This window comes from Roseibium sp. AWQ4_254 (assembly GCF_056161025.1).
This window is the reverse complement of sequence record NZ_JBSWYH010000025.1, coordinates 61,243-73,125: the sequence shown is the minus strand read 5'-3', so window position 1 is coordinate 73,125 and position 11,883 is coordinate 61,243. Positions and strand designations below refer to the sequence as shown.

8 protein-coding genes are annotated in these 11,883 nt (G+C 56.1%); 6 read left to right on the top strand and 2 right to left on the bottom strand.

Going from position 1 to position 11,883, the window contains the following annotated elements; genetic code table 11:
- Positions 1-90: 90 nt before the first annotated feature.
- The gene (locus ACXAIC_RS18605) at positions 91-1,206 is read left to right on the top strand and encodes an AI-2E family transporter (RefSeq protein WP_475183637.1); all 1,116 of its coding nucleotides are present in this window, start codon (positions 91-93) and stop codon (positions 1,204-1,206) included.
- A gap of 231 nt (positions 1,207-1,437) precedes the next feature.
- On the opposite strand, the gene pdeM is transcribed toward ACXAIC_RS18605, so the two are convergent.
- Both pdeM and ACXAIC_RS18595 read right to left on the bottom strand, forming a co-directional pair.
- Positions 1,438-2,175 (bottom strand): ligase-associated DNA damage response endonuclease PdeM, encoded by a 738-nt coding sequence (pdeM, locus tag ACXAIC_RS18600; RefSeq protein ID WP_475183633.1) that lies wholly within the window; start codon positions 2,173-2,175, stop codon positions 1,438-1,440.
- Positions 2,172-4,676 carry a ligase-associated DNA damage response DEXH box helicase gene (locus ACXAIC_RS18595; protein WP_475183629.1) on the bottom strand — a complete coding sequence of 835 codons (2,505 nt, stop codon included), beginning with the start codon at positions 4,674-4,676 and terminating at the stop codon, positions 2,172-2,174. The genes pdeM and ACXAIC_RS18595 overlap by 4 nt, the downstream gene beginning before the upstream one ends.
- A gap of 194 nt (positions 4,677-4,870) precedes the next feature.
- Between ACXAIC_RS18595 and ACXAIC_RS18590 the strand changes: the two genes are divergently transcribed.
- The 5 genes from ACXAIC_RS18590 to ACXAIC_RS18570 all read left to right on the top strand — a co-directional run bounded on the left by ACXAIC_RS18590 (position 4,871) and on the right by ACXAIC_RS18570 (position 11,879).
- A complete protein-coding gene (locus tag ACXAIC_RS18590) occupies positions 4,871-5,872 on the top strand; it encodes a ligase-associated DNA damage response exonuclease (RefSeq protein WP_475183626.1) in 1,002 nt (333 codons plus the stop codon).
- A 223-nt stretch (positions 5,873-6,095) separates the two neighbouring features.
- A complete protein-coding gene (locus ACXAIC_RS18585; RefSeq protein ID WP_475183623.1) occupies positions 6,096-6,344 on the top strand; it encodes a hypothetical protein in 249 nt (82 codons plus the stop codon).
- Between the two features lie 5 nt (positions 6,345-6,349).
- Positions 6,350-7,537: a cyclophane-forming radical SAM/SPASM peptide maturase GrrM/OscB gene (gene grrM, locus ACXAIC_RS18580; protein ID WP_475183716.1), complete on the top strand. Its 1,188-nt coding sequence runs from the start codon at positions 6,350-6,352 to the stop codon at positions 7,535-7,537.
- Entirely contained in the window at positions 7,501-11,106 is a 3,606-nt protein-coding gene (locus tag ACXAIC_RS18575; RefSeq protein WP_475183620.1) for a hypothetical protein, read from the top strand. Before grrM ends, ACXAIC_RS18575 begins: the two co-directional genes overlap by 37 nt.
- A gap of 329 nt (positions 11,107-11,435) precedes the next feature.
- Entirely contained in the window at positions 11,436-11,879 is a 444-nt protein-coding gene (locus ACXAIC_RS18570; protein WP_475183617.1) for a DUF4440 domain-containing protein, read from the top strand.
- The last annotated feature ends 4 nt before the right edge of the window (positions 11,880-11,883 follow it).

The following is an 11,883-nucleotide window of genomic DNA, read 5'->3' as shown; positions in this document are numbered from 1 at the left end:
GTGGCGTCTGCATCATATTCCGCTGGAGCCTGTGCGCCATCAAGCTATTCTGCCCTTACGATAGTTTTTGACATTGCGAGGGGTGGGCACATGACGGATGAGGATCTTTCCGGACAAAAGGCAGGTGGGGATGCAGACAAAGGTGGCTCGCTGGATGCCAGGGTGATCGATCTGGCCGTGCGCCTCGGGGTGCTGGGCCTGTTTGCCTATTTTTCCCTTCAGCTCGTCGCGCCTTTTTTCCTTTTTCTGCTTTGGGCCGTTGTGCTGACCGTAGCGCTTTACCCGGCTTTTGACTGGCTCGGCAAAAAGCTCGGTGGACGCAAAGGGCTGGCTGCAACGGCCATCACGCTCATCTGCGTGGCCATCATCATTGGGCCTGTCGCCGTTCTGGTCGTCAGCCTGGCGGAGACCTTGCAGGGCTGGTTTCAGGTCTTGGCCGGTGACGGGCTGGCCGGGGAGGGGCTGGCGCTGCCGCAGCTGCCGGAGAAAATCGCCGCCTTGCCTCTTGTGGGCGGGCGTATTGCCGAGCTGTGGGAGCTTGCCGGCCGCAGTCTGGAGCTTTTTGCCACCAAGGTTGGGCCGATGCTGGTTCCGGCAGGCAGCCGGGCTCTGTCCCTTCTGGCCTCGCTCAGCGGCAGTGTTCTGTTCTTTGTGGTGTCAATCGTGCTCGCAGGCTGTCTCTTTGTTCCGGGGCCGGGCCTTGCCAAGGGGGCCAAACGGTTTGCCGACCGGATCATCGCTCCGCGCGGGGCGGAATTCGTGGATCTGGCCGGGGCCACGATCCGCAACGTTTCGCGCGGGGTGATCGGGGTCGCGGTGATCCAGGGGCTGTTGACCGGCTTTGTGCTGATCGCATTTTCCGTGCCGCTGGCAGGGGCGCTCACCTTTGCCGCGCTGATCTTGTGCATTGTTCAGATCGGCCCGGCGCTGATCATCCTGCCGACAATTCTTTGGGCCTGGAGCGCCTGGGACATGATGCCCGCGCTGCTCTTCACCGTGCTCATGGTGCCCGTTATGCTGGTTGACAATGTTCTACGCCCGATCCTGATGTCCCGGGGACTGGATGTGCCCATGCTGATCATCCTGATCGGCGTCCTTGGCGGCACCCTTGCCCATGGACTTCTGGGCCTTTTTCTTGGCCCGGTCGTGCTCTCGGTCTTCTATGAACTGGTGATCGCCTGGGTGAAAGTGGGCGAAGAGGCGTGAGCATTCATCTGCCGGATTTCGCGCAGCCCGGTGTTTGTTCCCATACCCTAACCCTTTTCCAAAGGGGGAGGGGAAAGGGTGCATCCGGAAAGGCTAAGGGAATCCGGGTCCCCTTGGCAGTCCGGTCAAGTGCCAAAAGCTGATGTCCCGGACGCATTCACCTCTTCCTCAGGGAGAAGCCGAAGCGCAGCTTCGGGCAAGGGGCGGTTTTTTAAGGGCAGGCCACTTCCCTCAGTCCGCGACCACCCGGCTGGCCGTGAAGGGGTAAAGCCGGTCATTGCCGAGCATGAAGACGGAAAATTGCCGCTGCCGGAAAATCATGGTGTAGGCCCGGTCGGTGACATTGAGCCCGCCGGTCAGGGCGCCGAAGGCGGGCAGCACGAGCCGGGAGCCGTCGGTCACGAAACAGGCGCGGCGGATCGACCGGCCGAAGCGGCGGATACGGGCGGCTGGGTGCAGATGGCCGCAGATCTCTCCCGCTGTTGTTTCAAGGCCGATCTTCTCGATTGGCTCATGGCGGAATTTCAGCGGGCCGATGGCAATTTCATCCACGGTCTGACCGCACAGGCGCACCGGTGCCACCGGATCATGGTTGCCCGTTACCCACACCCATTCCCGGCCGAGCTGCAGCGTGGTCAGCATGGCCCGGTAGGGGGCAGGCAGCCGGTCGGAGCCATCGGCGTCATGAAAGCTGTCGCCAAGGCAGATAACACAGGCCGGATCAAAGGCGTCGATCACACCGGCGAGCTTTTCCAGCGTTGCCCCGGTGTCATAGGGCGGCAGCATCACGCCGCGGCGGGCATAGCTGGAACCTTTTTCCAGATGAAGATCGGCCACAACCAGGAGGGATTCGTCCGGCCACCACAGCACGCCGCTGTCATGCAGACCAACCAGCTGGCCGTTGATCTGAATGTCGTGACACACAGGCGCGGCTGCAAATTTGCGCAAGTGAGATGTCAGAACACTCATTCCATGGCCTCCAGAACCAGTTCTTCCGCTGCGTCTTCCAAAAGGGTGTCCATCGCCTCGCCATAAACCGGTTCCTTCCCTATTTCCAGAAGGATAGGCACGGCAAGCGGAGATACACGCGAGAGGGCAGTATGAGTGATTCGGCCCTCAATGCGCGCAAGAAGTTCTCCCAAACGCGAGATATCCAAAAGTCCTTCAGCCGCATCATTCCAGGTGGCCTTGAGCAGGATATGGTCCGGCTCATGGGTGCGCAGGACATCATAGATCAGGTCGGAGGAGACCGTGACCTGACGGCCGGTCTTTTCCTGGCCCGGATGGCGCCGCTCAATCAGTCCTGCAATCACCGCACAGGTGCGGAACGTGCGTTTCATGAGACTGGACTCGGCCAGCCAGGCCTCCAGATCGTCGCCGAGAATGTCCTGCTCAAACAGCGTTTCGGGAGGTATCTTGCCCGAAGAAAACAGCAGCGACAGGTCCCCCAGGCCCCAGATCGACAGGGCATAGTCATTGGCGACAAAACCCATGGGCCGGGCTCCCAGGCGTTCCAGCCGTTTGGTCAGCAGCATGCCGAGGGTCTGATGGGCAAGCCGACCCTCAAAGGGATAGCAGACCATGTAGTGCTTGTTGGCGCGGGGAAAAGTTTCCACCAGAAGACCATCGCGGGCGGGCAGAACGGATTTGTCCTTTTGGAGGGACAGCCAGTCCCGGACCTGGTCCGGCAGGTGCTGCCAGCTGGAAGGTGTTGCCAGCATGGCGCGCACGCCTTCAGCCAGATAGGTCGATAAGGGAAACTTGCCACCCATATAGGACGGGATCATCGGGCTGTCGGATTTGGCGCGGGAAACATAAGCTTCGTTCTCCCGGATTGCCTCGAACCGCAGCACTTCTCCACCAAACAGGAACGTGTCGCCCGGTGCCATCTGCTCGATGAAATATTCCTCGATCTCCCCCAGAACCCGGCCACCCCGGCCAACCGGCGCCCGGCGGCCTTCCGCCTTTGACCGGATCAGCCGGACCTTGAGCATCAGCGCTTCCACGATGGTGCCCACATTCAGCCGGTACTGCTGGGCGATCCTGGGATGGGCAATGCGCCAGAGCCCGTCCTTGCCCTCGCGCAGCTTGGCATATTGGTCGTAGCTCTTCAGCGCATAGCCACCGGTCGCGACAAAGTCGACAACCTTTGCAAAGGTCTCCCGGTCAAGCGCCCGGTAGATCTCGCAGGACCGCAGCTCCTCATAGAGGGCGCCCAGATCCAGGGCGCCGGCACAGGCAAGGCCCAGAACATGCTGGGCCAAAACGTCCAGAGCCCCGGTGCGCAAGGGCGGGGTGTCCTGATCGCCCCGCTGCGAGGCCGCAAGCGCAGCCTGGCATTCCAGAACCTCAAACCGGTTGGAGGGCACTAGCACGGCCTTGGACGGTTCATCCATCCGGTGGTTGGCGCGCCCGATCCGCTGGGCCAGGCGGCTGGCCCCCTTTGGCGCTCCGATATTGATCACAAGGTCAATGTCGCCCCAGTCGATGCCCATATCGAGGGAGGACGTGGCGACCACAGCCCGCAGGCTGCCTGCGGCCATTGCCGCTTCCACCTTGCGCCGCTGGCCCACATCCAACGAGCCATGATGCAGCGCGATGGGCAGAGTGTCCTCGTTGAGGCGCCAGAGTTCCTGAAACACCATTTCCGCCTGGCTTCGGGTGTTCACGAAAAGCAGGGAGACCTTGTGCTGTCGGATTTGCCTGTAAATGTCGCCAATCGCATAGCGGGAGGAGTGGCCGGACCAGGGCAGCCGTTCGTCGGAGGCCAGAATGGAAATATCGGGCTGGGCCCCGCCGGAGACCTCCACCAGATCAGACAGGGCGCGGGCCCCGGAGCTGGGCTGGCCGACCAGATAGGCCCGCAGATCGTCCGGTCTGGCGACGGTTGCCGACAGGCCAATCGTTTGCAGGCCTGGGGAAAGGCGGCGCAGCCGCGCCAGCCCGAGCGCCAGAAGGTCCCCCCGCTTGGAGGTTACCAGCGCATGCAGTTCGTCCAGAATGACTGTCTTCAGCGAGGCAAACAGGGCTTCGCTGGCCGGATCGGACAAAAGCAGGGCGATTTGTTCCGGTGTCGTTAGCAGAATGTCCGGCGGGGTCCGTTTCTGGCGCTGGCGTTTGTGCGCCGGAGTGTCGCCTGTGCGGGTTTCCAGACGGATGGGCAGGCCCATTTCCGCAACGGGGGCTTCCAGGTTGCGGGCAATGTCAACCGCAAGAGCCTTCAGGGGTGAGACATATAGCGTGTGCAGGCCGGACCCGGCTGCGCCCGGGGGGCGTTTGCCCCGCCGCTCCAGATCCACCAGGCTTGGCAGAAAGCCGGCAAGGGTCTTGCCGGCCCCGGTGGGGGCGATCAGCAAAGTGGAGCGGCCCTGGTCCCGCTTGGCAATCAGCTCCAGCTGGTGCGACCGTGGCGACCAGCCCCGTGAGGCAAACCAGGAGTGAAACCGATTGGGGAGCAGCGGAGCGTCCATGATGCCCTATCTATTAGGTCACACAGATTTAAAAGGCGAGGGGGCGGGTTGAAAATGTTCCCTTTCTGTTCAAAGTCTCACTTGAAGGGATTAGCCAAATTGGATGTCTCAAGGCTGACAGGCACAGGGCGGATGCTGAAGATCAAACGTGATAATCCGTGCCCCGTTCAGCGGGCATGACAGGACCGGAAACCATGCGCGACCCTCTGACGGTTACGCCGGAAGGCCTTTATGTGCCTCAGGCCAGGGCCTATATCGATCCGGTCTGCCCGGTGGACCGGGCGATTATCACCCATGGCCATGCTGATCATGCGCGGGCCGGGCATGGGGCGGTGCTGGCGACGCGGCAGACCCTTGAGATCATGGCGATCCGCTATGGGGACACGTTCTGCGGGACGGCGCAGACGCTGGCCTATGGTGAGACGCTGCGTCTCGGCGAGGCCGTTGTTTCGCTCCATCCCGCCGGGCATGTCCTGGGCTCGGCACAGGTGCTGCTGCAGGTTGGCGGCCAGCGGGCGGTGGTCTCCGGCGACTACAAGCGGCAGGCCGACCCGACCTGCGCGCCGTTTGAACTTGTGCCCTGCGATACCTTCGTCACGGAGGCCACCTTTGGCCTGCCGGTGTTCCGTCATCCGCCTGCCGCTCAGGAAATCGCAAAATTGCTGGCCTCGCTCGATCTCTTTCCGGACCAGACCCATCTTGTGGGCGCCTATGCGCTGGGCAAGGCCCAGCGGGTTCTCGCGGAGCTGCGGGCCGCAGGTTATGACAAGACGGTCTATGTGCATGGCGCGCTGGAAAAACTCACCGCCTATTACCAGAGCCAGGGGATTGCTCTGGGGCCGCTGGAACCGGTGGGCCGCAGGGGCAAAGAGCTGCAGGGGCAGATTGTTCTGTGTCCACCCGGCCAGCTGGCTGACCGCTGGTCGCGCCGGTTCGCCGACCCGGTGACCGCCATGGCCTCCGGCTGGATGCGGGTCAGGGCCCGGGCCCGCCAGCGCGGCGCGGAGCTGCCGCTGATCCTGTCAGACCACGCCGATTGGGACGGCCTGTGCCGGACGGTCCTGGAAACGGGGGCAGAGCAGATCTGGGTGACGCATGGAGCAGAAGAGGCGCTGGTCTACTGGTGCGAAAACAATGGACGAAAGGCCCGCCCGCTCAATATGATAGGCTATGATGACGGCGAGGATGTCCCATAATTGCCCTATTATTCAAGATCGCGGATCGTTCGCGGTTTTTAGAAAATAAGTTAGGGGGCATCAGACAGGTAGACTTCGGGGAGCGGCCCTGGCCGTATGTAAAATTTCAATATATAAAGAAATTACGCTAGGTAAATTTATGCTTTTGTTGCGTGCATTGTTATGATAATATAATTTTAGGTGGAATTTTCTGAAGAATTGAGTTTATTTTTGGGGGGTGGTTATGCGTACCTCTACTGCATTGGCATTGTTGATGTTTTTGTCTTCCTCTGCAGCTGCGTCAAACTTGACAGACTGGAGGCTGGGCGTTCAGTCGGAAACATACGAAGTTCTTGCTGCAAAAGTGGAACTCCGAGTGCGCTTGACGAAGGTTGCAGAAAATCTGTCAGACAATGGCCATTACGCGCAGGTTGCGCAATGGAATAACTGGAACAACCATTTCAACAATTGGCCGAACTGGCGCAACTGGTAATTCTGATGACGCTGCCAAGTTTGCTAATCTTGCAGCCGACGCCCTTTTGCAATCTGAATTGCACCTATTGCTATCTCCCGGATCGCGGCAATCGTGCCTCAATGAGCGACGACGTCCTCTTTAGCATTGCAAAGAACGTTTTGGCCCCAATACCGCAATCGCAGCGGCCCGTCATTGTATGGCATGCGGGCGAGCCGATGACACTTCGGCCTGGCTGGTATCAAAAGGCTTTCACGATCTTGCAGGAAAATAGCGGTGGCGAGCCTCTCAATCACGCGTTTCAGACGAACGGGATTGGGGTGTCGGAGCAATGGTTGAAGCTTTGGTCGGATTGGGACGTGAGCGTGGGCGTAAGCCTTGATGGTCCGGCGCAATTTCACGACCGGCGCAGAAAGACACGGCGTGGAGGCGGCAGTTTCGCGTTGACGATGAAAGGGATAGAGACCCTGAAATCTGCCGGATATCCCTTCCACGTCATAACGGTACTGACGGCGGACATACTGCCTTTTCCTGATCTTCTTGTTCGTTTTTATGATCAGCATGATTTGCGAAATATAGCCTTCAACGTCGAGGAGATCGAAGGGCAGGCTGCAGATAGCAGTTTCTTGTCCGATCGAGATTCTGTTGCAGCCTATAGCGGTTTTCTAAAACGTTTCTATGCGCTGGCAGACAGCTTGGAGGTCCCGGTCAAGGTGCGCGAGCTTGAGATGGTCCGTCAAACTGCCGTCAGCCCTGTGAAGGGGCACTCCAGGGGCTGTCAGAGCACGGCCCTTGGAATCGTTACGGTAGGGGTTGATGGCAGTCTGTCGACCTATTCTCCGGAATTGCTTGGCGTTTCAGACGCCTTCTACAACAATTTCGTCTTTGCGAATGTACGAAACGGCGGCATCGATCAAATCCTGGATAATCCCGTATTTCGGAAGCTCAAGTCGGAGGTCGACGCGGGTGTTCGTGCATGCGCATGCACATGCGGATATTTCGATGTCTGTGGTGGGGGCGCCCCAGGAAACAAATACTTTGAGCATGGCCGCCTGGATGGGACGGAAACACTGTTCTGCCAGCTGACCGTCAAGGCCAATCTTGATGCTGGATTGGCGCATTTGGAACAACGGTTGGGAATTGGTCTGTCAGAGCCTGTCACTTCAGGAGGATTGAGATGCGTGCCTGGCTCACTCGATTTTCTCCGAATTTGAAGCCTATGCCACCTGTTGCCTATGTGGTTGGGTGTGTTTTTCTTGGTCTGGTTGTGGTTCTTTGCGCATACATTGTTGGAAATCCGTATCTTGAGTGGAGGGGCAAACAGAGAACGGGTCCTGGGCAGCCTGGCATCCTATCTATTGAACCGCCGCAGATCTATACGCGAGAGCGTCTTGTAAATGACCGGTTCAGTCAGGCGAATTGGATAGGGAAATTGCTCGAAGAAACGAGCGAAACCGGCATTTTGCGTGATATTGGCCGTCCGACGCGTTTATCCGAGCAGGCAAGATATCGTGCGATCTCGGCTACTGGCACAGTTGGGGTCGGAGGCAACAGCAACACGGACCCAGCTCAGCCTGGGCCGGCGCGCGCGCCCGCAACAGGGCCTGCAGACGTTGAGACCCAGCCTGTGGCAAGCCTTCTGCAGAGGATCAAGGGAGTGGAAAAGATCAGGCTGAAACTGCGTACCGATCTGATGGACACTTTGCTTGATGATGGCCATGATTTGGAAGGCAATACGCTCTATAGGCTCAATTTTGATGCTGTGGTGATGCCGTTCAAGGAGCAGGCAACCTATCCTGGAACGGGTGTTTTCATTGTAGAATTGCAAGACGCGCATGGGGAGCTGGGCGCACAGATCAAGAAAGTGAAGGAGGAGTGCGCGCAGGCCGAAGCCAAAGCCAAAGCCGAAGCCAAAGCCAAAGCCGAAGCCAAAGCCAAAGCCAAAGCCGAAGCTGAAGCCAAAGCCAGAGCCAAAGCCAGAGCCAGAGCCAGAGCCGAAGCCGAAGACAAAGCCAAAGCCGAAGCCGAAGCCGAAGCCGAAGCTCAAGCGAAGCGTTGCCGCGAAAGACAAACAGATCTTGTGCAAAGATCTGCGGACGATGTTGAGCTTCTGCGCGCGTGGCAGCGCGAGATGCAGCGCTTTTTGACCACCGTTCTCACAAGCCGTGTCAAAATTTTTTCCATTGAAGGAAGGTTGACCAATCCAGTTGATCCTCGTGAAAATATCGCTTTTGACTGGTTTTTGAGGAAGGAGCTTCTGGACACTTTCTTCAAGGCGATTGAGTTGCATCCTGCAATTGGCTTTCTTTGTGAAAGACATGGGCTGAGTATTCAAAAAGGAGACTGTGCAAATAGAATTGCCGGAGACATCGGCCTGAATTGGACACGTGCAGATAAAGATCCTGATTTTGAAATATCGACGCCGCTGGAATATGCACTTGCAGCCGGATACCAGAAGAGCCTGGACCGAGCGCACTACATAAATTTGATCCATCATTGGGCAATCAAAAAGTTCCTGCAGAGTGAAATGCAAGCTGAGCAAAGGGGGCAAAGACTCAAGTATTATCTGGCAAGACTGCTCGGGAACGAGACCAACGGAAACAAGTCGCAGAACCGCGCGACAAACAAGTCTATGGTGGAAGGACAGCCGCCGCTTGAGATGCTCAAGGACCCCGATCGGAAGCGTGCCCTTGTTCGGTTGATTGTGGTCTGGCGCGCGATGGTTGTATTTTTAAGTGATCCGGAGTTTCAGTCAACCGCCCAAAGCGAGCTCCAAAAAAAGAAAACAAATAGAATTAGTTCATTGATTTCAGAGCTCGCGCTGATGCCAATCCTTCAAAACGCAGCTTCTGCCTTGTCTTCACTGGTAGAGACGCTGTCAGAAGATGAGGAGGCGAAGGTTCAAGACATAGAATTTGTAAAAAATTTGATAGTTTATTTGGAAGATTTTGATAAGAACCTGCCTGGTGAGGAAGATATTTTAGATCTTGATTCATACCTGAATGAAGAGTTTCAACGTCAAAAGTCTCATTTGGGTTTGTCTTTGTTTTCAAGAGACAAAATTACACAGGAATTTTACCTCCAACGGCTTGAGGGGGGCTTCGATCGATGCCGTTCCGAAATCAAAGAGCTTGAAATCAAAGAGACTGAAGAAAAAACAACCATTACATTCAATGAGAAAATCAATAGATTTTATAAATGTGCATTTTTAAAAGTAGAAGGCAGCCAGATGGCACATGATCTTCTTGCAAAATTTATTGAAAGGCGTGTCAAGGGAAAGATCCCAGGATATTCTTCATCAGATGAGAGCATAGCTGATTTTTTAAATGTCGATGTCGAGGCCTGCGGTATAACCGGGTGCCGCATCGCGGTGACTGCCAAGACATGCAGATATCTTGAGCGATTCAAGCGATATCAACGCCTCTCCGGTGATTTGAACATATATGATATTGAAAGGGCTTTTTTGCGGCATCCCATAATCAGAAAACTCGTGGGAGGGGCGCTGCTCCAGGATGATTGTGAAGGGCTATACTCAAAGGTCGATCGGCACGGCGAAAAGGATCCGCAGGCAAGCCTTTGTCTGCAGTTGACTGACCTGGTGCAGAGGACGTCTTCCAGCGCCGCAGAGATATTTGTTGCCTGCCGCCTCAGGCAGTGGATTGACCGGCAAAAAGCCGACGTCGCTGTTTATACTGTCAGTCCACGTGCAGGGGATGATGATGATCTTGAGTTGATTTCCTCTGCTCAAGGCTCAGCTCTTTCGGGACGCTTGAACACACTTCAAGGGCACCTTTCAGCGCAGAGCACTCAAGACAGCAAAGACACATCAATTGTTGTCGACCCGAATGTGATAGGGCTTAGCGACTTGCCAAATAACGGCAAGCTCGACACGGCCGCATTTGGATGGGCGGTACGTCCCAAAGACATTCCAAATGGTGGATATGAGCCAAGCCATCACAGGCTCGCAGCGGTAATAAGTGTGCCAAGCTGGTGGAAGAGGGTGAAGTTGAAGGTCAAGGCTTGTTGGATCGACCCGCGCGAAATTGTACGATCCAAGTCTGGTTATCAAAATGATTTTACAGCCTTTTGTCCAAGAAAAAATGACGAAGAATCTGAAAAGAAGAATGATATAGAAATAAAAATAAATTCAATTATTAGAAATAATGCCGATAAGCTACCGAAGGAAACAGTGCGTCACTGGACTTTTGACAGTTTGTTGCCACGTCATGCCGACGAAATCACTGCACGGTTCAATTTCGATTTTATCAAGTCACCGTATTTCTATCCGGAGTTTGATGAGGCCGTTGAAGTTAATCCATCTCTTCTCGCTTTGGAGGCCGGGCAGCCCGGAAAGCTGGTGCTTGCGGGCGAAAGGTTGTGGCGAGCAACCGTTGTGACCGTCGGGGGAGAGCCTGCGGACCGGATCGAAGTGCTACCGGATATGAAAGGCGTTATAGCGTATTTTGATTGTGTCATGCCGCCAAAAGGTAAGAAGCACTTGTTTGAACATCATCAAGGTGCGGATAATAAGTCTGACAAAAGAAAGGCGCCAGGGGAGCAGAAACAATTTGTCCCCTTTGTCATACAGATGGGCAGTGGAGGTGGAAAACAGGAGGAAGCAAAAGTTTCCTCCGATCAGGAAGGATCAACACATAAGGTGCCGAGAGCCGTGACCGAACCCCTTTTCGTCTGGACATCTGAAGGCAGAACACGGACGCTAGAAGTTCAAGTCTATCCCTTTATCGAGCGTGTTCCAGGGGAAGGTCCTTGCTGGTTGCACTAGGGGAGCCTCAAAGAAATTTGGCAATGAGAATAGAGATTTGTTGAATTTAAAAAAACTCGTATTGGCGCAATAGGGCCTCTGAGGAATATATGCCAAATTTGGAGCCGGACATATTTTCGTTTTGATTCTTGCCCAAAGTAAAAACTTGTTTCTTTTTTGGAACCTGTGTCCTGTCTGGTCGTCAGCATTCCAAGAAAAGGAAACAATGGACGAAAGACCCGTTCGTTCAATATGATAGGCCATGACAACGGAGAGGATGGCGGCGGTGTGCTGACAGCTGAAGCTGAGGCAGATTGTGCTGCGGGCTTTCATCCTGCAAGGAGGCAGTCATGGCGGGTGACGGTGATTTTGAACGGGCCGGAAATGGCCATGCCAACGGGGCAGGCGCTGGTGCAAACGGGGATGCGGAAGAGGCGATTGCGCAGCTCTTTGACGACTATCAGGCCGGTTTCAACGACTATGACATCGAGCGCATTTGCGATTGCTTCGCGCTGCCTGCGGTGATTTGGCAGCATGAAAAGGGCCATGTCTTTGCCGACGACGAGGAGCTGATCGAAAACATTGAAGCGCTGCTGAAAGCGCTGGAAAAGGAAGGGGTGGCCCATTCCGATTTCCAGGTGGTCTCAAGCCATGTCAGCGGTTCCGCCGCGCTGGTGACGCTCGAATGGTCCCAGGAAGATGCGGATGGCGAGGCGGTGTTTGAATTCACCTGCCATTATCAGCTGGTACAGGACGGCGCCGACTGGATGATTGCCTGCGTGATCAATGAGTAGCCGG

Excerpts from the sequence above, each read along its gene's own strand:
- ACXAIC_RS18605 (WP_475183637.1), top strand. The coding sequence starts at position 91 with ATGACGGATGAGGATCTTTCCGGACAAAAGGCAGGTGGGGATGCAGAC.
- pdeM (WP_475183633.1), bottom strand. The coding sequence starts at position 2,175 with ATGAGTGTTCTGACATCTCACTTGCGCAAATTTGCAGCCGCGCCTGTG.
- ACXAIC_RS18595 (WP_475183629.1), bottom strand. The coding sequence starts at position 4,676 with ATGGACGCTCCGCTGCTCCCCAATCGGTTTCACTCCTGGTTTGCCTCA.
- ACXAIC_RS18590 (WP_475183626.1), top strand. The coding sequence starts at position 4,871 with ATGCGCGACCCTCTGACGGTTACGCCGGAAGGCCTTTATGTGCCTCAG.
- ACXAIC_RS18585 (WP_475183623.1), top strand. The coding sequence starts at position 6,096 with ATGCGTACCTCTACTGCATTGGCATTGTTGATGTTTTTGTCTTCCTCT.
- grrM (WP_475183716.1), top strand. The coding sequence starts at position 6,350 with ATGACGCTGCCAAGTTTGCTAATCTTGCAGCCGACGCCCTTTTGCAAT.
- ACXAIC_RS18575 (WP_475183620.1), top strand. The coding sequence starts at position 7,501 with ATGCGTGCCTGGCTCACTCGATTTTCTCCGAATTTGAAGCCTATGCCA.
- ACXAIC_RS18570 (WP_475183617.1), top strand. The coding sequence starts at position 11,436 with ATGGCGGGTGACGGTGATTTTGAACGGGCCGGAAATGGCCATGCCAAC.